This window comes from Actinacidiphila rubida, assembly GCF_900110255.1.
GTDB classification, from domain to species: Bacteria; Actinomycetota; Actinomycetes; order Streptomycetales; family Streptomycetaceae; genus Actinacidiphila; species Actinacidiphila rubida.
The window spans coordinates 134,209-154,768 of sequence record NZ_FODD01000024.1; the positions used below are offsets into that span (position 1 = coordinate 134,209).

The 20,560-nt window shown below is 72.7% G+C and carries 17 protein-coding genes and 2 rRNA genes; 9 read left to right on the top strand and 10 right to left on the bottom strand.

Annotated elements, in window-relative coordinates; genetic code table 11:
- Nucleotides 1–17: 17 nt before the first annotated feature.
- Nucleotides 18–710, bottom strand: coding sequence for a phosphatase PAP2 family protein (locus BMW99_RS23965; protein WP_075017509.1), 693 nt, complete (start codon nucleotides 708–710; stop codon nucleotides 18–20).
- Nucleotides 711–1,110: 400 nt separating this feature from the next.
- Nucleotides 1,111–2,085 (bottom strand): C40 family peptidase, encoded by a 975-nt coding sequence (locus BMW99_RS23970; RefSeq protein ID WP_069465019.1) that lies wholly within the window; start codon nucleotides 2,083–2,085, stop codon nucleotides 1,111–1,113.
- A gap of 288 nt (nucleotides 2,086–2,373) precedes the next feature.
- Between BMW99_RS23970 and BMW99_RS23975 the strand changes: the two genes are divergently transcribed.
- The 6 genes from BMW99_RS23975 to BMW99_RS24000 all read left to right on the top strand — a co-directional run bounded on the left by BMW99_RS23975 (nucleotide 2,374) and on the right by BMW99_RS24000 (nucleotide 9,831).
- Nucleotides 2,374–2,682, top strand: coding sequence for a hypothetical protein (locus BMW99_RS23975; RefSeq protein WP_069465016.1), 309 nt, complete (start codon nucleotides 2,374–2,376; stop codon nucleotides 2,680–2,682).
- A gap of 204 nt (nucleotides 2,683–2,886) precedes the next feature.
- Complete coding sequence (locus BMW99_RS23980) at nucleotides 2,887–3,705, top strand: hypothetical protein (RefSeq protein WP_069465017.1); 819 nt, start codon at nucleotides 2,887–2,889, stop codon at nucleotides 3,703–3,705.
- The gene (locus BMW99_RS23985) at nucleotides 3,695–5,077 is read left to right on the top strand and encodes a hypothetical protein (RefSeq protein ID WP_075017510.1); all 1,383 of its coding nucleotides are present in this window, start codon (nucleotides 3,695–3,697) and stop codon (nucleotides 5,075–5,077) included. The genes BMW99_RS23980 and BMW99_RS23985 overlap by 11 nt, the downstream gene beginning before the upstream one ends.
- Complete coding sequence (locus BMW99_RS23990; protein WP_075017511.1) at nucleotides 5,074–6,618, top strand: SCO6880 family protein; 1,545 nt, start codon at nucleotides 5,074–5,076, stop codon at nucleotides 6,616–6,618. The genes BMW99_RS23985 and BMW99_RS23990 overlap by 4 nt, the downstream gene beginning before the upstream one ends.
- Nucleotides 6,619–6,635: 17 nt before the next feature.
- The gene (locus BMW99_RS23995; RefSeq protein WP_407640314.1) at nucleotides 6,636–8,057 is read left to right on the top strand and encodes an ATP-binding protein; all 1,422 of its coding nucleotides are present in this window, start codon (nucleotides 6,636–6,638) and stop codon (nucleotides 8,055–8,057) included.
- Between the two features lie 4 nt (nucleotides 8,058–8,061).
- Nucleotides 8,062–9,831 (top strand): type VI secretion protein, encoded by a 1,770-nt coding sequence (locus BMW99_RS24000; RefSeq protein WP_075017512.1) that lies wholly within the window; start codon nucleotides 8,062–8,064, stop codon nucleotides 9,829–9,831.
- A gap of 53 nt (nucleotides 9,832–9,884) precedes the next feature.
- On the opposite strand, the gene BMW99_RS24005 is transcribed toward BMW99_RS24000, so the two are convergent.
- The 4 genes from BMW99_RS24005 to BMW99_RS24020 form a co-directional block, all read right to left on the bottom strand.
- Entirely contained in the window at nucleotides 9,885–11,012 is a 1,128-nt protein-coding gene (locus BMW99_RS24005; protein WP_079139054.1) for a LacI family DNA-binding transcriptional regulator, read from the bottom strand.
- A gap of 87 nt (nucleotides 11,013–11,099) precedes the next feature.
- Nucleotides 11,100–12,749, bottom strand: a complete 1,650-nt coding sequence (locus tag BMW99_RS24010) for an extracellular solute-binding protein (RefSeq protein ID WP_069465659.1) — start codon at nucleotides 12,747–12,749, stop codon at nucleotides 11,100–11,102.
- A gap of 28 nt (nucleotides 12,750–12,777) precedes the next feature.
- A complete protein-coding gene (locus BMW99_RS24015) occupies nucleotides 12,778–13,671 on the bottom strand; it encodes a carbohydrate ABC transporter permease (protein ID WP_069465660.1) in 894 nt (297 codons plus the stop codon).
- An 88-nt stretch (nucleotides 13,672–13,759) separates the two neighbouring features.
- Nucleotides 13,760–14,749, bottom strand: coding sequence for an ABC transporter permease (locus BMW99_RS24020; protein ID WP_218108463.1), 990 nt, complete (start codon nucleotides 14,747–14,749; stop codon nucleotides 13,760–13,762).
- Between the two features lie 212 nt (nucleotides 14,750–14,961).
- Here BMW99_RS24020 and BMW99_RS24025 point away from each other — a divergent pair, with 212 nt between their 5' ends.
- Both BMW99_RS24025 and BMW99_RS24030 read left to right on the top strand, forming a co-directional pair.
- Nucleotides 14,962–15,957 (top strand): hydroxyacid dehydrogenase, encoded by a 996-nt coding sequence (locus BMW99_RS24025; RefSeq protein ID WP_075017513.1) that lies wholly within the window; start codon nucleotides 14,962–14,964, stop codon nucleotides 15,955–15,957.
- A 147-nt stretch (nucleotides 15,958–16,104) separates the two neighbouring features.
- A complete protein-coding gene (locus BMW99_RS24030) occupies nucleotides 16,105–16,926 on the top strand; it encodes a hypothetical protein (RefSeq protein WP_075017514.1) in 822 nt (273 codons plus the stop codon).
- A 39-nt stretch (nucleotides 16,927–16,965) separates the two neighbouring features.
- Here BMW99_RS24030 and BMW99_RS24035 read toward each other — a convergent pair whose 3' ends face one another.
- Nucleotides 16,966–18,015 carry a sigma-70 family RNA polymerase sigma factor gene (locus BMW99_RS24035; RefSeq protein WP_069467363.1) on the bottom strand — a complete coding sequence of 350 codons (1,050 nt, stop codon included), beginning with the start codon at nucleotides 18,013–18,015 and terminating at the stop codon, nucleotides 16,966–16,968.
- Between the two features lie 182 nt (nucleotides 18,016–18,197).
- Here BMW99_RS24035 and BMW99_RS24040 point away from each other — a divergent pair, with 182 nt between their 5' ends.
- On the top strand, nucleotides 18,198–19,715 hold the full coding sequence (locus BMW99_RS24040) for an MFS transporter (protein ID WP_075017515.1): 1,518 nt from the start codon (nucleotides 18,198–18,200) through the stop codon (nucleotides 19,713–19,715).
- Here the strand turns inward: BMW99_RS24040 and BMW99_RS24045 are convergent.
- The 3 genes from BMW99_RS24045 to BMW99_RS24055 all read right to left on the bottom strand — a co-directional run.
- Nucleotides 19,601–20,146 (bottom strand): GNAT family N-acetyltransferase, encoded by a 546-nt coding sequence (locus tag BMW99_RS24045; RefSeq protein ID WP_075017516.1) that lies wholly within the window; start codon nucleotides 20,144–20,146, stop codon nucleotides 19,601–19,603. The genes BMW99_RS24040 and BMW99_RS24045 overlap by 115 nt on opposite strands.
- Before the next feature lie 70 nt (nucleotides 20,147–20,216).
- Nucleotides 20,217–20,333, bottom strand: a 5S ribosomal RNA gene (gene rrf, locus BMW99_RS24050).
- A 95-nt stretch (nucleotides 20,334–20,428) separates the two neighbouring features.
- Nucleotides 20,429–20,560, bottom strand: a 23S ribosomal RNA gene (locus BMW99_RS24055); the annotation flags it as partial.

A 20,560-nucleotide genomic window follows, 5' to 3' on the forward strand; every position in this document is an offset into this window, starting at 1 on the left:
GAGGGCCGCGTGCCCCCTTACGCCGCCAGGCCCGTGTCGCCGGCGCGGGGCCGGTGGGGGGTGGTGTGGCCCTCGGGGGCGGGGTACCGGGCCGTGTGGATGAGGAAGCCGGCCCGGGTGGTGGCGAGGCGGCGGGTCACCGCGGTCAGCAGGGCCAGGGCCGGCGGGGCCAGGAGGAGCGCGGTGGCCGCGCCCAGGGCGAAGCCGCCGATGACGTCGGTGGGGTACTGGACGCCGAGGTAGACGCGGCAGAAGCCCTCGGCGAGGGCCAGCAGTATGGCGAGGGAGCCGTAGGCGCGGCTGACCATGAACAGGCCGACGGCGACCCCCGAGATCAGCGCCGTGTGGGCGCTGACGAAGGACGAGCCGGTCGTGCCGTGCACCAGCACGGCGATGCCGTCGTGCTCGGCGTACGGGCGGGGGCGCTGGACCAGCGCGCGGATCGGGAAGTTGAGCAGGACCGCGATCCCGCCGGCCAGCAGCGCCCACGCGACGCCGGCGACCGCGGCGGGTGCCTCGGGGCGACGGGTGCGGCGGGCCGTCCGCCACCAGCACCAGACGGCGAGCAGCGCGGAGAGGGCGATCAGGCCGTACTGACCGAGCACCTCGACCGCGCGGTCGACGCCGTGCGGCGCGCGCTGGGCAAGGTGGTTGATGCCGCGGAGCAGGTTGATGTCGGGGTTCGCGCTGTCGTTAGCGACCTCTGCCATGGCGGTGGTGCCCCTTACTACGACGTACTGCGACCAGCTGCGAGTGCGGTCCTGTCCCGGCCGGGCGTGAACGCCCGGGCCCGGCTGGACTCGGTTGGGCTCGTCCGCAACCCCCGTCGCTTGCGTCCCGGGCCATTCTCCCCCGTACAACGGCCGATACGGTACGTAGCGTTCCGGGATTCTCCAGAAGATCACCGTGCTGTTATCCAAGGGTGACCAGCGGAGACGGACAAAGTGCGCCGAACGGCAACCCTTGGGCCAGAGCCTCACCCTGCGCACCCGTCACATCCGTCGCGCGAACGGCCACCGCGTCACGCCGGACCCGGCACCGCTGCCCCCCGTGAGCCGTCGCCGGCTCCGTCACGCCGGTCCCGGCACCGTCACGCCTTCGCCGGCAGCGTCACGCCTTCGCCGGCAGCGCCCGCGCCCCGTCCTGGGTGACGCGGGTCGCCCCGATGTAGTCCGGCGAGTCGATCCGGTCGAAGCGGATCACCGCGCCGGTGTGCGGCGCGTCGATCATGTAGCCGCCGCCCACGTAGATCCCGACGTGGTGGATCGAGCGCGGGTCGTTCAGGTCGTACGCGAAGAAGACGAGGTCTCCGGGGAGCAGTTCCGCGCGGCTCGGGTGCGGGCCCGCGTTCCACTGGTCGTTGGCCACCCGCGGCAGCGTGATGCCGACCGACGCGTACGCGGCCTGCGTCAGGCCCGAGCAGTCGAAGCGGCCGCCCTGTGCCGCCGTGCCCTCGCCGCCCCACAGGTACTTCGTGCCCAGCCGCTGCTGCGCGTAGTAGATGGCCGCGGCCGCCTGCTGCGACGGCGCCACCGTGCCCACGGGCGCGGCGAAGCTCTTCTCCAGGGTGCGGATGATCCGCACGTAGTTCCGGGTCTCCGCGATCGGCGGGACGCCGCCGGCCTCGATGACCCTGTACGCGCCCGCGTTGTAGGAGGCGAGCATGTTGTCGGTCAGGTCCCCCGGCACGTCCTTGACGTACGAGGCGAGTTCGCAGTCGTACGAGGCGGCGGACGGGATCGCGTCCTCGGGGTCCCACACGTCGGCCTTGCCATCGCCGTTGCCGTCGATGCCGTGCGTGGCCCACGTGCCCGGGATGAACTGCGCTATCCCCTGCGCCTGGGCCGGGCTCTGGGCGCGGGCGTTCCAGCCGCTCTCCTGGTAGAGCTGCGCGGCCAGCAGCGCCGGGTTGAGCGCCGGGCACAGGTTGCCCCACTTCAGGACGAGGGGCTGGTATATCGACGGCACCGCCCCCTTGGCCAGGGTCACCGCACCGGCGCCGCCCCTTGCGAGGCCGGCGGCCGCGGAGAACGTGCCCACCACGAGCAGGGCGAGGAACGAAAGGAGCAGACCCGTCCCGGCCATGACGGAGAGCCAGACCTTCCGTGCCACGACCGGCCGCCTCCCTCGCGTACGTTGTCGTACGTTCCCATCGTTGCCCTACGGTTATGCTCGTGATACACAGAGTAGTCGGCTACGCCCTTCGAACACCGGTCCGCGCACCAGTGTGACGCCTGCGGGCCTAATCACACGGACGATCCGCCGAGAAAGTCGCTGAGTCGACATGCATCAGCGGAATCCTCCGTCAAACTGGACCCGGCCCTCTTGCGCCCCGGCGAGGGAGCCAACTGATCGAGCGGGGTGGTGAGTTACATGTTCCTGGCAGCCGCAAAGGGCGACATCAACACCATCATCGGTGGCATCGCACCGGACTGGGGCCCATTCGGGTCCCTCGGTAACGAGGCACGGGTGATGATCGAGGTGGTGATGGCGACGGCGATCCTGCTCTGTCTGGCCATCGCGATCTGGGGTGCCGCGAAACAGCGCATCGGCGCCACCGCGCTGCGCGACACCTTCAGCGCGGAGCAGGGCAAGGGGCTGATCATCGCCGGGCTGACCGGCGTGTTCATCATCGGGTCGCTCGGCACCCTGTTCACCATCGTGTACGGGATGGCCGTCTAGCCTCGGGGTAGCCCTCGCGGTCCTGCGTGCCCGTCACGCTCACGTCCCTGGAGCCGGTCCCAGGCTCCACCTCTCCAACCGAGGCTGCGTGCTGATGCCCACTCAACCAAGCAGCGGTGCCGTCCGCGTCACACGCCGGTCCGGCGTGCCCGCGGCACCCCGACCCGAGACGGCGGCCGGACCGCCGCGGGGGGCGACCGCGCGATGAGCCTCGGCCAGGACGGACCCGCGACCAGGACGCGGATGCCCGAGGGGCACGGCGGGGGAAGCGGCCGGCGCCAGGCGCAGCCACGGCGGGCGCTGTTCACGGTCGTGGGCATAGTGGTGCTGCTGGTCGCGGCGATCGCGTTCGCCAACCGCGGCGACGGCTCCGGCTCGTCCGGCTCCGGCGGGACCCGGACCGGCGGCTCGAGCGGCGGCAAGGGCTCGACGTCCTCCTCGGCCACCGCGCCGACCGGCGAGCGCCCGGTCTCCGGCAGGAGCGGCGGCATTCCCGCGGGCTTCGCCCGTACGGAGCAGGGGGCGCAGTCGGCGGCGGCCAACTACGCGGTGGCGCTGGGGGGCGTCGACATGTTCAACGCGGACCGGCGGCACGCGATCGTCAGCGCGGTCTACGGGCCCAACGCGGGGGCGGTGCAGGGCTCGCTGGACCGCGCCTACTCCGGGAACGCGCTGAAGGCGCTGGGCCTGAGGGACGACGGCACGGCGCCCGCCGGTCTGACGTTCGTCTCCCGGACGGTGCCGGTCGGCACCAAGGTGACGGCGAGCGGGACGGACGCGGCGACCGTCGAGGTGTGGTGCACCGACCTGGTCGGCCTGGCCGGGCAGGGGTCCACGAACCCCGTCAGCTCCGCCTGGTTCACCGTCACCGAGAAGCTGGTCTGGGCGGCCGGCGACTGGAAGCTCCAGTCCTCCAGCCAGAAGGACGGACCCGCGCCGGTCAACGGCGACACCCGCGCGGCCACGGCCGACGAGATCGCCGGCGCCGTCCAGCAGTACGGAGGCTTTACGTATGCCAGGTAGGACGGGAAGCACACGCGCGCAGGGGCGCCGCGCGGCGGCGGTCGCCGCGGCCACCGTTGCGTTCCTGACCCTGTCCGCCAAGGTCGCGCTCGCCGCTCCGCCGACGCCCGGCGGACCCGCGGACGGGCCGGGCGGGCAGACCCGCAGCCCTTGCGACGGCCTCATCGGGGCGGCCAAGGACTACTGCACCAAGGGCGATCCCTCCGCCCCCGCCAAGGGCACCAACCCCACCGACTCCCTCGACCCCCTCTCCTCCCTCGCCAAGGGCTGTGCCCAGGCCGCGTCGTGGACCATCGACAAGCTGTCGGCCGCGGTGACGAAGACGACGGAGGTCGACTTCACGAACGGCGCGTTCCTGCGGCAGTACGCCGTGGTGTTCGCGGCGTCGACGATCCTGACGCTGGTGCTGTGGCTGCTGGCGGTGGCCAAGCGCGCGGTGCGCGGGGTGCCGTTGACGGAGGCGCTGACCGAGGCGGTCGGGTTCCTGTGGCTGACGGTGCTGGCCTCCGCGTTCACGCCGCTGATCCTGTACACGGTGGTGTCGGCGACGGACGCGGTGACGGCGGTGGTGTCGTCGGGCACCCAGTCGGACACCCAGGTGTTCTTCGGATCGTTCTCCGGCGCGCTGACCAAGGGAACGGACATCGGCGGCGGCCCGATCATGCTGATCGTGGTGTCGCTGGTGTCGGTGCTGGCCGCCGGTGTGCTGTGGCTGGAGCTGGTGATCAGGGCGGCGCTGCTGTACGTGGGGGCGCTGCTGGGCACCGCGGTGTACGCGGGACTGGTCGACAAGAACATGTGGCACCACGTCAGGCGCTGGGCCGGGATCATGATCGCGGTCATCATGGTGAAGCCGGTGATCGTGATCGTGCTGGGCCTGGCGGGCGCGCTGTCGTCGTCGGACAACGGGCCGGACGCGTTCTCCGCGGTCGTCTCGGGCCTGGCGATCATCCTGCTGGCGATCTTCGCGAGCTTCATGATCTACCGCTTCGTGCCGGGCTTCGGCGACGACGTGGTGAACCTGCGCAACAGCCGCAAGTCGGCCGCCGGGGGGCAGGGCTCGGCCGCCGCCGTGATCTCCTCGCCCGCCGCGCTGGTCAAGCAGGGCATCAAGACGCACAGCGCGCGCGGCGGCCCGCAGGAACAGGCGCAGGGCGGCGGCGCGCAGCCGTCGAACCCGATGGCCGGCGGCATGGCCGCGCACAGTTCGCGGGGCGGCGCGCAGGGCGGCAGCGGGGGCGGGGGCGGCAGGAGCGACAGCGGGGGCCCGGTCAGCGGATCCCCGTACCGCTCCGGCCCGGGCGGGGGCCGCGGCTCAGGACCAGGCTCGACCAACGGCTCCGCGCCGAGACAGGGAGGTGATCGCCGGTGACGACCCAGCCGTTCACGCAGCCGCGCCGCACGTATCTGATCGGCAAGGCGCGGCCCAACGCGATCGTCGGCAAGAACCGGGAGACCGGCGAGATCGCGCTGATCATCCTCGGGGCGGGGCTCGGCATGATGTCGGGCCTGCTGGTGCCGGTCCTGCTGCTGCGGATCGTCGGCCTGGTGGGCTGGCCGCTGCTGGCCCTGGCCGCGGTGTACATGCCGTACCGGCGCCGGACGTTCTACCGCTGGTTCGAGATCAACCGCTCCTACCGCCGGACGCTGCGCACCGCCCCCGCCTACCGCTCGGCGGTGCAGGAGGCGGGCACGCGACTGGACGGGCGCGAGGTGGAGGTCGGTCCGCCGCCGGGCATCGGGCGGATCACGTGGCTGTCGGCGCCGTTCGGGCCGGACGAGATCGCGGTGCTGCTGCATGTGGACCGGCGCACGGTCACCGCGGCCATCGAGATCGAGGGCCCGGGGGTGGGCCTGCGCGACAGCGAGGACCAGGAGGCGCTGGTCGAGCGGTTCGGCACGCTGCTGAAGCACGTGGCCAACGGCGACGGCTTCGTGACGCGCCTGCAGATGCTGGCCCGCACCCTGCCGGCCGACCCGGACGCGCACGCCAAGGACGTCGCCCAGCGCGGCGACCCGGGCGCCGACCGGTGGCTGAAGGACTCCTACGACCAGTTGCAGTCGATGGTGTCGACGTCGTCGGAGCAGCACCGCGCGTACCTGGTGGCGTGCATGCACTTCACCCGTGAGCTGGCGGCCGAGGGCCACGCGCTGGCGCGGGCGACCGTCGGTCACGGGCACAAGGTCGACAAGGACTCGGGGCTGGCCGCGGTCATGGCGCGCGAGCTGAACGACATCTGCGCGCGGCTCGCGGAGGCCGACATCCGGGTGCGGCAGCCGCTGGGCCAGGCGCGGCTGTCGTCGCTGGTGCACTCGATGTACGACCCGGACCATCCGATCGACCACATCCAGGCGATGTCCCGGCGCAACGCGTGGCCGGCCGAACTCGACGCCACGGAGCCGACGTTCCTGCAGGCCAAGACGCGCGAGTCGACGACCCGCGCGCCGTGGCACCACTCGACGGCCTGGATCAAGGAGTGGCCGCTGACGCCGGTGGGCGTGAACTTCCTCGCGCCGCTGCTGGTGCACACCCCGGACGTGATCCGCACGGTGGCGGTGACCATGGACCTCGAGCCCACGGACGTGGCGATCGAGCGGATGCTGACGGAGAAGACCAACGACGACGCCGAGGCCAGCCGCGCGGCGAAGATGAACCGGGTGGTCGACCCGCGGGACGTCGCGCAGCACGGCCGCGTCGACCAGCGCGGCGAGGACCTGGCGAGCGGCGCGGCCGGGGTGAACCTGGTCGGGTACATCACGGTGTCGTCGCGTTCGCCGGAGAGTCTGGCGCGCGACAAGCGCACGATCCGCGCGTCGGCGGGCAAGTCGTATCTGAAGCTGGAATGGTGCGATCGGGAGCACCACCGGGCATTCGTCAACACGTTGCCGTTCGCGACCGGCATCCGCCGCTAGCCGAGGAGGCCACCGTCATGCCCATGCTGGATCCTGTCGCAGCGGCCACGGACGCGTTCACCAGCTTCCTGTTCGGCCGTGTGGAGACCACCCGGCTGCCGGTCCGGACGTCCACCGGGCAGGCCCAGGCCGTGTACCTGCCGACGGCGGCGCCCGGCCTCGGCGACTCCGGGGTGATCATCGGCCGCGAGGTGTACTCGGGGAAGGGCTACATCTACGACCCGTTCCAGCTGTACGGCCAGCAGCTGCCGGCACCGCACTGGCTGGTGCTCGGCGAGTCCGGCAACGGCAAGTCGGCGCTGGAGAAGACCTACGTGCTGCGCCAACTGCGGTTCCGCGACCGGCAGGTGGTGGTGCTCGACGCGCAGGGCGAGGACGGCGTCGGCGAGTGGAACCTGATCGCGAAGGCGATGGGCCTCACGCCGATCCGGCTGGACCCGATGGCCGCGCTCGACGGCGGCATCAAGCTCAACCCGCTGGACCCGGCGATCACCGTGACCGGGCAGCTGGCGCTGCTGCGCACCATCATCGAGGTCGCGATGGGCCGCGGCCTGGACGAGCGGTCCGGGTTCGCGCTGAAGGTCGCGCACGCCTACGTCGCCGAGACGGTGACGGACCGCCAGCCGATCCTCACCGACATCGTGGAGCGGCTGCGGCATCCGCTGGAGGAGTCCGCGGAGGCGATGAACGTCGAGCTGGAGGACGTGCGCGCCTGGGGACTGGACGTGGCGCTGGTGCTCGACCGGCTGGTCGACGGCGACCTGCGCGGCATGTTCGACGGCCCGACGAGCGCGGGCATCGACCTGGACTCGCCGCTGATCGTCTTCGACCTGTCGCACATCGACCGGAACTCGATCGCGATGCCGATCCTGATGGCGATCGTCGGGGTGTGGCTGGAGCACACCTGGATCCGGCCGGACCGGGTCAAACGCATCTTCCTGGTGGAGGAGGCCTGGCACATCATCAACTCACCCTTCGTGGCACAGCTGTTCCAGCGGCTCCTGAAGTTCGGCCGGCGGCTCGGCCTGTCGTTCGTGGCGGTGGTGCACCACCTGTCGGACGTGGTGGACGGCGCCGCGGCCAAGGAGGCGGCCGCGATCCTCAAGATGGCCTCGACCCGCACGATCTACGCGCAGAAGGCCGACGAGGCCAGAGCCACCGGCCGGGTGCTGGGCCTGCCGCGCTGGGCGGTGGAGATCATCCCGACGCTGACGCCGGGCATCGCGGTGTGGGACGTCAACGGCAACGTGCAGGTGGTCAAGCATCTGATCACCGAGGCGGAGCGGCCGCTGGTGTTCACCGACCGGGCCATGACCCAGTCGTCCGCGGACCACGCCGCGGACCTGGAGGCCGACGCGGAGGCCGAGGCCCGCGCCGAGGCGCACGCCGCGGCCCAGGTCGCGCAGGCGAAGCAAATGGCCGACGACGCGGTGGCGTGAGGTCATGGCGGCGCGGAAGAAGGACGAGCCGGGAGGGCTGCCGGACGGCCTGATCGTCGGCGTCATCGCCTTCCTGCTGGGCGTGACGCTGCTGGTGTGGACGGCGACCGGCGTGGCGGGGCTGCTCGCGCACGGCTCCTGGCCTTCGGCCGTGCACTTCACCCGCACCCCGCGCGCGATGCGGTCGCTGGTCCAGCAGCCCCACGACATGGCGGCCGCGTGGCCGGGCGCCCCGGCCGGCGAACTGTCCTCGTCGGGCCTGTTCTGGGGCGTGTTCGTCGCGCAGATCGTGCTGCTGCTCACGGCGGCGATGTGGCTGCTGAACCGGATCGCGCGGCTGCGCGGCCACCGCCCGGCACGCCGGACGCGCGCACCGCGCCGGGCCCCGCAGGTCCGCGAGCTGGAGGAGGAGGAGGAGGAGGAGTCCGCGGCCGGCGCGGACTCCGCGCCGGTGCCGCGCCCCCGGGACGGCGTGCCGACCGCGAAGAACGGCGCGGGCCCCGGATACCCGGCGGGCTCCGCCGGTTCGGCCGACTCGAGCCTGGACGCCTGGTTCCGCACCGTCCCGCGGGCCACCGCGCCGGCCGCCCGCGACGACGCCCCCACGGCGCGGCTCGCGCCCCTCACGGACCGGCCCGCGGACGCGGCCGGCTTCGCCGGCACCGGCCCGGGCGGGCCCGGTGGGCCGGGAGGCGGCGCGGAGCACGTCGCCGCCGGCCACGCCGAGCGGCACGCAGCGGCCCTGGCCGACGGTGAAGTCACCCGCACCTACGCGCTGTTCGCGGCGCCGCGCGGCGACAAGGCCAAGCGGGTCGTGCAGCCCGCGGTGCTCGCCGCGGCCGGCCCGGTGGTGGTGACGACCGCGGACGCCGACACGTACCAGCAGACCGTGGGCAACCGCGCGAAGCTGGGCCCGGTCCACGTCTACGACCCGGGGCATCTGCTCGACGTGCCCGGGCGGTTGCGCTGGGCCCCGCACGACGGCTGCGAGCGCCCGGAGACCGCCCGGATACGGGCGGCGGCGCTGCTCGCGCCGCTGCGCACCGCCCGCGCGGACGAGGCGATCGTGCACGACACCGCGGCCACGCTGCTGCGCTGCTGGCTGCACGCGGCCGCGGTGGACGGCCAGCCGTTCCGGCAGATCCACCGCTGGGCCGCGGGCGGCGCGACGTCGGGCGACGCGGTGCGCATCCTGCGCACCGACGCCGGCGCCGCGTCCGGCTGGAGCGGTGAGCTGGAGTCGGTGGTGCACGCGCACCCCGAACGCCGGGACGCCGCACAGGCGTTGATCCGCAGGGTCATGGCGCCGCTGAACGCCGTGCACTTCCGTGACGCGTGCAATCCCGGCCGGTCCGGTGGGCTCGACCTCGCATCCTTCACCGCCGAACGGGGAACGCTCTATGTAGTGGGCGAGCGGATCGAGGATCCGCGGTCCCGCCCGGGTGCGATGCCCCTGCTGACCGCACTCGTCTCGTGCGTGGTCGAGCACGGCCGGCACATGGCCGAAGGGTCATCCGCCGGTCGGCTCGACCCACCACTCACGTTCGTCCTGGACGACGTGGCCGCACTCGCCCCCGTGCCCGAGCTGCCCCGGCTGCTGTCCGGCGGGCACGCGGCCGGTCTGCCCGCGCTGGCGGTGCTGCGCTCGCCCGAGCAGGCGCTGGCCCGCTGGCAGGTCCCGCTGTGGCAGGACGCCGACGTGCGGCTGGCGCTGGGCGCCGAGACCGCCGCCACCCTCCCGCCGTCCGTCCCCGACGCGGTGCTGCTGCCCTGACGTGCCGCCGTCGCGCCCGCCCGGGGGCGACGGCCGGCACCGCGGCGCCGGGGTCAGCGGCGGGGCCGGGCCACCGAGTCGCGCAGCACCGTGTGGGTCCCCAGCACATGGCGCTTCTGGAGCGCGGCGCGCCCCGGCGACGCGGCGGCCTCGGCCAGCGCGAAGCGGACCGTCTCCCGGCCCAGCTCGTACGCCGGGATGTTGACGGTCGTCAGCGGCGGGTTGAGGTCCTGCGCGAGGGCGTCGTTGTTGTAGCCGACGACGGAGACGTCCTCAGGTGTGCGCAGCCCGTACTCGCGCATCGCCGCCATCGCGCCGGCCGCGGCCTGGTCGTCGCCGGCGAAGACCGCGGTGAAGTCGGGGCGGCCGTCGCAGTCGGCGAGGATCTGCCGCATCGCGTCGTAGCCGTGGGTGCGGCCGAGGCCGTAGCCCTGGACGCGCTCGGCGGACGGCGGCAGCCCGTGGTCGGCCAGCGCGCGCCGGTAGCCGGCGATGCGCGGCTCGACGGTGGAGTACCCGGGCATGACGCCCAGGTAGAGGATGTCGCGGTGCCCGAACGCCAGCAGATGGCTGACGGCCGCGTAGGCGCCGGCCTCGTTGTCGTACTCCACGACGAGCACGGGCGTGTCGGGGCCGGGCGCCGGCCGGCCGCACAGCACCAGCCGGGAGCCGGCGGCCGCCAGGCCGTGCGCGTACTCGGTCAGCCGGGCCCGGTAGCGCTCGTCCTCGACGGCGCCGCCGACCAGCACCACGAACTCGGCGCGCTGCTCGCGCATCATCTGCACCAGCGCCAGTTCCCGTGCCTCGTCGCCGCCGTGGCTGCACACCAGGCACAGCCGGCCGCGGGCGGCCGCCTCCTGCTCCACGCCCTGCGCCACGTTGGCGTAGAACGGGCTGTCCACGGACATCACGATGACCGCGACGGTCCTGGGACCGGTGCCGGCCAGCGCGCGGGCCCGCCCGTCGATGACGTAGTCGAGGTCCTTGACGGCCCGCAGCACCTTCGCGCGGGCGGCCGCCGACGTCGGGTAGTTGCCGGCGAGCACGCGGGAGACGGTGGCCACCGAGACGCCCGCGCGGCCCGCGACGTCGCGGATGGTGACGCGGCGCGCAGCGGACTCCGGGCCCGTGCCCGGGCCTGTGCCGCCGGTCGCGCCCGGCCCTGGTGAAGTCTCCGCCATCCCCGCCATCCGAAGGTTCCGTCCCCGCCCCCGCGCCGCCGCCCAGCGTAATGGGTGAGCCTGGGACCGGCGGCGCGGGTGCACCGGTCAGTGGCTGCTCGCGTACGCCTGCGCGTACTCCTCGGCGATCTTGTCCAGGCCCTGGCTGCGCATCTGCTTGAGGGCGTCGTCCCAGGCGCTCATCGGCTTGCGGCCGGCGACGACCGCGCCGATCGCGTCGGTGCGCAGGGTGTCGACGTTGGCGCCGACACGGGTGTTGGTCTCGGACTGGAGGCCGAACCGCGGGTTGCGCACCAGCATCGGCGCGACCTTCGTCTGCCAGGCGTGGTTGCGCCGGACCGCGTCGGGGTTGCCCGGCAGGAACAGCACCTGCGGGCCGTCGCACAGGTACTTGATCGGCAGGTTGACGGTGTTCTCCACCTGCGCCAGCGCGGTGGGGATCGGCGAGCCCTGCGCGTCGCGGGTGAAGTGCGTGCCCTCGACACCGAAGTGCGTGAGCTCGTACTCCTTGGTGCCGAACGGCGCCGCCAGGTAGTCCAGCACCCGCAGGATCAGCTTGATCCGGTCGGGCGCGGCCTTCTTCAGCACGGTGTAGCCGAAGATCCCGCGCGCCCGGTCCATGCCGGCCTTGCCGCCGCCGGGCGGGGTGTAGGGGACCATCGCGTCGAGGGTGAACGCGCCCTTGATGCTGGGGATGCTGGTGCTCAGCGCGCCGAAGCCGTCGGGCATCGAGGCGACGGTGCCGTTGTAGAACATGGTCTTGCAGTCGACCGTGGAGGTGCCGAGCACATTCGGCTGGTACAGCCCGGCCTGCCGCAGCTTCGCCATGAACGCGATGGCGGCCCGGTACTCGTCGGTGGTGTAGGCACTGACGAACTGCCCGCCGTCGATCTTCCACTCCTGCGGCGCCCCGAACGCGGTCGTGTGCACGTCGATGCCGAACAGCAGCGGCTGGGACGAGCCGAGACCGTACTTCCTGCCGCCGGTCGCGGCCTTGGCCACGGCCATGAAGTCGTCCGAGGTCCAGCCGTCCTTCATGCCGGCCGCGGCGAACACGTCGTTGTTGATCCACAGGCAGTTGCCGGGCGCCGAGCGCTGCACCGGCACCCCGTAGATCCGGCCGCCGATCCGGCCCATGTCCTGCCAGGCGTACGTCGGCAGGTTCGCCAGGTTCGGGTACGCCTTGATCGCGTCGCCGGACACGTACTCCGACAGGTCCGCGCACTTGGCGGCGACGAACTCCGCCTCGCGGGGCAGGACCATGCCGCCGCCGAGGTTGACGACGTCGGGGAGGTCGTCGCCGGCCATCATGGTGGCCATCTTCGTCATGTAGTCGGACGCGGGCACCACCGTGAACTCGACGTTCACGCCCAGCGCCTCGTTGACCGCGGCCCAGAACCGGTTGGACGACGCGGGCTTGGGCGGGGTGCCGTAGGTGATGGCCATGACCTTGATCGTCTGGCCGGTGCCGGGCTTGTCGTGGACGGCGCTCGCCAGGTTCTTCGGGTAGCTCAGGTAGCCCGGCTGGATGCCGTCGGCGGTGCCGGGCAGGTCGGGGGCGGGGCCGGAGAAGGGCACGTACGCCGGCCAGGGCGAGAGGGTCTTGCCGACGTTGCTGACGTCGTGCCTGGCGCCCGGCGACGAGCAGGCGGTCAGCAGCGACGGGGCGGTGACGGCGGCGCCACCTGCGGCGATCGAGCGCAGCAAGGTACGCCGCGAGAACGACGAGGTACTCACGGGGGTCCTTTCTCGGGAAGGTGTCGGCTCAGCTCTTGATGGCGCCGGTCAGCACGCCCTTGGTGAAGTACTTCTGCAGGAAGGGGTAGACGACGACGATCGGCACGGTCGCCACCACCAGCACCGCCATCTGGATCGTCTGCGGTGCGGCCACGGCGCCGGCGTCGCCCGCGCTGGTGTCCGCCAGCTGCGCACCCCCGATGACATACGTGCGCAGCACCTGTTGCAGCGGCCAGTGGTCGGAGTCGAGGTAGATCGAGGCGTAGAACCACGCGTTCCAGTAGCTGACGGCGTAGAACAGCCCCACGACGGCCAGCGCCGCCTTGGACAGCGGCAGCACGACCCGGCGCAGGATCAGCCACTCCCCCGCGCCGTCCAGCCGGGCCGCCTCGTACAGCTCCTCGGGCAGCGACTGGAAGAAGCCGCGCAGCACCACGAGGTTGAACACGTTGATCAGGAACGGCGCGATCAGCGCCGTGTAGCTGTTGAGCATGTGCAGGCTCTTGACCAGCAGGAAGCTCGGGATCATGCCGGGCGGGAAGAGGAACGTGAACAGGATCAGCAGCAGCACCGGCCTCCCGCCGAACAGGTCGCGCCGGCTGAGCGCGTAGGCCAGGCCGATGGTGCACGCCAGGCTCGCCGCGGTGCCGACGACGGTGACGCCCGCGCTGACCCACAGCGCATGGCCGACGATCCCACCGTCGAAGATCTCCCGGTACGCGCGCAGCGTCGGATGCTCCGGCCACATCACCCACCCGCCGCCGCCGACGACGTCCTTGTTGGACGCGAACGACGTCGAGACGATGATCAGGAACGGCACCAGCACCAGCAGCACCGTCACGGCCAGGGCGACGCCCTTGGCGGCCTGCGTCAGCGGCTTCGGCTTCTCCATCCACACCGGCCGCCCACCGACAGCAGTCATCGCGCTCCCCCGTTCGCTTCTCCGCCTGCTCGGCACCATTCCGCGGCTCTCGCCGTCACCTGCAGGCCGGCGGCCTCGCATGCGTCGCTCACCGGTAGACCCCCTGTTCACCCAGCCGGTGTGCCACCTTGTTCGCGGCGTAGACGAGGAGCGCGCCGACGACGCCCTTGAACAGGCCGGCCGCGGCGGCGTACCCGTAGTCGCCCTGGACCAGGCCGCGTTGCCAGACCAGCGTGTCGATGATCTCGGCGGCGTCGGGGCCGACGGACGCCCGCTGCAGCAGCATCTGCTCGAACCCGACGGACAGGATGTCGCCGAGCCGCATGATCAGCAGCAGCACGACGATCGGCCGGATCGCCGGCAGCGTGACGTGCCAGAACCTGCGCCACGGGCCCGCGCCGTCGATCGCGGCGGCCTCGTACTGCTGCTCGTCGACCTGGGAGAGCGCGGCGAGGAAGATGATCGTGCCCCAGCCGCAGTCCTTCCAGATCACCTGCGCGATCACCAGCGGCTTGAACGCGGTGGGGTTGCCGATGACGTCGACGGTGTGCAGGTGGGCGTCGCCGAGCACGGTGTTGAGCAGCCCGCTCTCGCCCAGGAGTTGCTGGAAGACCGCGACCACGATCACCCACGACAGGAAGTGCGGCAGGTACGCCACCGACTGCACGAACCGCCGTACCGAGTCCCGGGTCAGGCTGTGCAGCAGCATCGCCAGCGCGAGCGGCACGGGGAAGAAGAAGACCAGCTGCAGCAGCGCTATCCACAGGGTGTTGACGACCGCGTGCCAGAACGCGTCGTCGCCGAGCACCTCCTGGAAGTTGGCCGTCCCCACCCACTGGCTGGCCCACAGCCCGTCGAAGGGCACGTAGTCCTTGAACGCGATGACGTTGCCGGCCATCACGCCGTAGTGGAACAGCACGAAGTACGCCACGCCGGGCGCCATCAGCAGCAGCAGGACCGCGTCCCTGCGCAACCGTTTGCGGCGTGAGCCGCGCGCCCCGCGGCCCGGGACATCGGGTTCACCGGACGCTCCGGCCGCACCCATACGGCCGGTGGCGTCCCGTTCGGCAATCGCCATCGCGTCCTCCTCGACGCTCAAGGTGGCACGGAACCTAAACCGGTTACTACGACGGGTCAACCCCTCGCGCACCACAAGTCCTCACCAACACCCGTGGCAGCACTGCACTCTTGGCCGTCCAGCCCTCGGTCGGTCGTTGACGTGCCAGAACCTCGGCCGTAGTCTCCTCGCGAGGATGTAACCGATTACAGTTCGACACGTGAGGGGCAGACATGGCGGAGCGTCCGAAGCTGGTGCTGGCGATGCGCCCGGACATCCTGGACCTGGTCCTCCCGGCACCGCTGCGCGCCCGGCTCGACGCCCTCGCGGACGTCCACCCGGCCGTCGTCACCGGCTGGGACGAGGCCCCCGCCGCACTCGCCCGCGCCGAGGTGCTGCTGACCGGCTGGGGCTGCCCGCCCCTGGACGAGGCCGCGCTCGCCCGGGCCCCGCGCCTGACCGCCGTCATCCACGCCGCCGGCAGCGTCAAGGGCCATGTGCGGCCCGAGGTGTGGCAGCGCGGCATCGCCGTCTCCTCTGCCGCCGACGCCAACGCCGGGCCCGTCATCGAGTTCACGCTCGCCACCGTCCGGCTCGCCGCCCGCGGCACCCTGCGCGCCGCCGCCGGCTATGCCCGCGGCCACGTCCCCGGCTTCGACGAGCGGCGCGGCGCCGACGGCGCGACCGTCGGCGTCATCGGCGCCTCACGCATCGGCCGCGGCGTCGTCGCCGGGCTGCTGGCCGCACCGGCCGGTTTCCGCGTGCTGCTCGCCGACCCGTACGTCTCCCCGGCCGACGCCGAGGCGCTGGGCGCCGAACTCGTCGCCCCCGACGACCTGTTCCGGCGCAGCGACATCGTCACCGTGCACGCCCCCGACCTGCCCGAGACCCACCATCTGGTCGACGCGCACCGGCTGTCCCTGCTGCGCGACGGTGCCGCCGTCATCAACACCGCACGCGGCCGGATCGTCGACACCGAGGCGCTCACCCGCGAGTGCGAAGCCGGCCGCCTCGACGCCTACCTCGACGTCACCGAGCCCGAGCCACTGCCCGCGGGCCACGCCCTGCACCGGCTGCCCAACGTGCTGCTCACCCCGCACATCGCCGGCTGCCAGGGCACCGAGGTGCGGCGTCTGGGCGCGTACGCGGTGGACGAGGTCGATCGGTGGGTGCGCGGGGAGCCGCTGCGGGGCGCCGTGCGCGCCGGCGACCTGGCACGGATCGCCTGACGTCACGGGCGGCAGCCGGGGCGGCCGCCCCGGCCGCCGCTCGGGCCCGCCGCCGGAACCGGTTCGCGTCAGGGCCTTCCCGGCCCGACCCCGCACACGCATACTGACCCGACGCGCGCGGCGCACCCGACGACCGGGGGGAGCAGTGTGATATCCGAGCCGGAACTGATCGGCGGACACGCGGGGCTGCCCGTGCAGCGGGGCCCGCACCGCGGCAGTGAGCAGCCCACCGGCCAGGGCCCCGGCCTGGCGCCCACCACCGCCGACGACGAGATCACCGGAACGGGCCGCGAACCGGCGCCGCCCCGGCGGCTGCCCCGGCACTGGGCGTGGGCCCTGGGCGGCGCCGTCGCCGCCTCCGCCGTGTGGGCCGGCGCCGTCACCGTCTGGGACCCGTCCCACCGCACCCCCGACCTGCACGGCTACCACCTCGCCGCGAACCCGTGCGCGGGCGGCGACCTCGCACCCCTCTTCGACGCCACGCCCCGCCACCGCTTCTCCGCCGACCCCGCCGACACCCTGTGGGGCACCGCCCTGGACCGCACCCGGTGCCACGCCGACAACCTCGCCGGGACCGGCGACGGCGGCAGCCCGAACACCTACGACGCCGTCCTGTCCGTCGAACTGCACAAAGCGACCGACCCCCGGCCGGAGTTCGACGACGAGCACCACGCCACCGATCCCTCGGTGACCAGCGTCGAGACCGTGCACGGCATCGGCGACGAGGCGTACCTGCTGCACGACGACTCCGGCGCCGTCCGGCTCGACGTCCTCCACGGCGGCGCGGTCGTCTCCCTCGCCTTCAGCGTCATCTCCGCGTCCCCGCAGGTGCTGCCGCACGCCGACGGCACCGACACCGTCACGGCGGAGCAGGCCACCCGCTACGTGCCGCAGATGATCGCCGCGGTCCGCGCCGTCATGGCGGACCTGAAGTCCCGCGCCCCGCACCCCGTTTCGGCGACCCCCTAGCCCGCGCCGACCGCGGGACCCGCAGGGCCGCGCGCGACTTCAGCGCGGCGGGACGTCGCCGCGGCGCAGCGACCGCGGCAGGCCGAACCGCGACAGCACCCCGGTGTCCATGAAACGGGTCATCGCCGCGACCTGACCGCCCCGCAGCGTCAGCACGAGAATGCCGTGCGCGTGCAGGATCGGCGTCCGCGGATCCTGCACGTAGGCGCCGAACGCCGGCTGGCCGTTGGCACGCGTCGGCACCAGCACGTACCGGCGCCGGTCCCGGAGCGCGATCGTCGACAGGAAGTGCCCGACGGCGGCGTGCCCCTGGTACTCCAGCGGCAGCGGCGGCATCGTCAGCCACACGTCGTCCGTCAGCAGCTCCAGCAGCGTGCCCACGTCGCCGCGCTCGAACGCCCGCGCGAACTCCTCGACGATCCGGCGCTCGTCCGGCGAGTCCGGCAGCGGCGCGGTGTCCCGGTCCGCGTCGGACATCTCCGCCGCCAGCGTCAGCCGGGCCCGCTTCAACGCGCTGGCCACCGCCCCCTCGGTGGAGTCCAGCATGTCCGCGACCTCCGCCCCCCGGAACCCCAGCACGTCCCTGAGTACCAGCACCGCACGCTGCCGGGGCGGCAGCTCCTGCAGCGCCACCAGGAACGCCAGCGAGACGGACTCCCGCATCTCGTAGCGCGCCTCCGGCCCGGGGGCGCGGTCGGGGAGCTCCTCCAGCAGCAGGTCCGGGTACGGCTCCAGCCACGTCGGTCGGCCGCGCCGCCTGGTCGGTTCTGGCAACGGGACCTCCCCATGCAGGGCTGCCCGGTCCAGCGGCCTGCGGGCACTGTCCCGCAGCGCGTTCAGGCAGCGGTTGGTCGCGATCCGGTACAGCCACGCCCGCACCGACGCCCGGCCCTCGTACCCGCGAAGTCCCCGCCACGCCGCGAGGAGCGTCTCCTGCAGCAGGTCCTCGGCGTCCTGCACCGAGCCGAGGATGCGGTAGCAGTGCACCTGCAGCTCGTGCCGGTACGGATCGGTCAGCAGCCGGAACGCCTCACCATCTCCGCCGCGGGCCGCCGCCAGAAGCGCGTCCCGGTCCTCGGTCGCATCCATCCCTGGGCTCCTCCGTCACGCGGTCCGGTCCGCACCGGGCACGGGCCACTCCGTCTCGCACCTATGAAGACACCCCCGCACCCGGAAAGTGTTCGGTGCCCCGCGCCCTGTTTCCGCCCGGCCCGGTGTCCCCACGAAGGACAGCCGGACCGTCCGGACCGAGCACCCGCCAGGAGGCCCGCGTGCACACCCCCAGCCCCGCCCACCCGACGCCAGGCCAGTGGTTCCCCACCGCGGGACAGCGCTGGGTGCTGGCCCTCACCTCCCTCGGTTCGTTCATGGTCATCCTGGACATGCTCGTCGTCGCGACCGCGCTCACCGCGATCCAGCGCGACCTGCACGCGTCCATGGCCGACCTGGAATGGACCGTCAGCGCCTACACCCTCAGCTTCGCCGTCCTGCTGATGACGGGCGCCGCCCTGGGCGACCGGTTCGGCCGGCGGCGGGTGTTCGCCTGCGGACTCGCCCTGTTCTCCCTCTCGTCCGCGGGCTGCGCCCTGGCACCCGACGCGGCGGCGCTCATCGCCGCCCGCGCCGTGCAGGGCGCCGGAGCGGCCGCCGTCATCCCCGTCGCCCTCGGCCTGCTCAACGCGGCCTTCCCGCCCGAGCGGCGCGGCTGGGCGCTCGGCGTCTACGGCAGCGTCACCGGACTCGCGGCCCTGCTCGGACCCGTCCTCGGCGGCGCGCTCACCCAGGGCCTGGCCTGGCAGTGGATCTTCTGGGTGAACGTGCCACTGGGCCTGTGCGCGATCCCCTTCGTGCTGCGCCGCATCACCGAGGGCTTCGGTCAGGGCACCGCCGTCGACCTGCCCGGCCTGCTGCTGTTCACCCTCGCCGCGGTCGGCCTCGTCTGGGGCCTCGTCCGCTCCGGCACCGCCGGATGGGGCAGCGCCGAGGTCATCGGGACGCTCGCCGCCGGCACCGTGCTCGCCGTGTGCTTCGTCCGGTGGCAGTCCCGCGCCCGCACACCGATGCTGCCCCTGCGCCTGTTCCGCTCCCGGTCGTTCTCGGCCGGCAACGCGGTCATCCTCCTGCTGAACGCCTCGATGACCGGCGCCGTCTTCTTCATGACGCAGTACCAGCAAGTGGCCCTGCTCCACGGCCCGTTGGGCGCGGGCCTGCGGATGCTGCCCTGGGGCGTGGCGCCGTTCCTCATCGCCCCGCGGGCCGGCGCCCTCGCCGACCGCGTCGGCGAACGCCCGCTGATCACCGCGGGGTTGGCCCTTCAGGTCGTCGGCATGGCGGGGGTCGCCGCGCTCGCCACCGCCCACGCCTCCTACCTGGAGCTCGTGTTCCCCATGGTCGTCGGCGGCATCGGCTTCTCCCTGGCCATCCCGGCCGTGACGAAGGCCGTGGTCAGCACGAGCGCTCCCGCCGACATCGGCAAGGCGTCAGGGGCGTACAGCACGACCCGGCAGCTGGGCGGCGCGTTCGGCGTGGCCCTCCCGGCGGCCGCGTTCAGCGCCGCGGGCTCGTACGCGTCGCCCGCCGCGTTCAGCGACGGGTTCCGTGCAGCCATGGCGGTCACGGCCGGGCTGGCCCTGATCGGCGTGGCCGCCGCGTTCCTGCTCCCGGACCGCCGCCCTCAGGACAGCGAGGCGCGCGACCCGCGCGTCAGCACCAGCTCGGACTCCGTCATCGACGGATCCAGGGGCGACGCCATCGACTCCCCGGTGGGCACGAACCCCAGACGCCGGTAGAACGCCTGCGCACGGGGGTTCTTCTCGTGCACCCACAGGTAGAGCTGGTCCGCCCGGTCCCACGTCCAGGCGATGGCGGCCGCCAGGAGCTTCTCGGCGACGCCCGAACCCCGCACCTCGGGCCGCACATAGACGGCGTTGACGCTCAGGTAGTCGGGCCGCTCGGCGATGACGACGGCCATGCCCACCCAGGCGTCGGGCCCCGCGCCGTCCCCTCCGCCGTCGTCCGCACCGTCCACGCGCACGGCCACGAACTGGCGGGCACGGTCGCCGGACGCACGGCCGCGCCACTCCTCGTCGGACATCGCCAGCTCCTCGGCATACGTCCGCGCGAACGCGACCGCCGCCACCGGGTCCTGAAGCGCCGCCAGCCGCAGCGCGCGGCTCTGCCGCCACTCGGCCGGCTCCACCTGCCGTATCTCGTACCGCATGAGCCGACGGTACAACGCAGAAAAGCCCGGGTCCCCCGATTTAATCGGGGGACCCGGGCTTCTAATATTTGTTCGGCGGTGTCCTACTCTCCCACAGGGTCCCCCCTGCAGTACCATCGGCGCTGAAAGGCTTAGCTTCCGGGTTCGGAATGTAACCGGGCGTTTCCCTAACGCTATGACCACCGAAACTCTATGAAACACCACCCACCCAACAACCCACCACTACTGGTGGGGTGGGTGGTTGCTGGTTGTTTCAGAACCACACAGTGAACGCGAGCATACATGGACAAGCCCTCGGCCTATTAGTACCGGTCAGCTCCACACCTTACGGTGCTTCCACATCCGGCCTATCAACCCAGTCGTCTACTGGGAGCCTTACCCCATCAAGTGGGTGGGAGTCCTCATCTCGAAGCA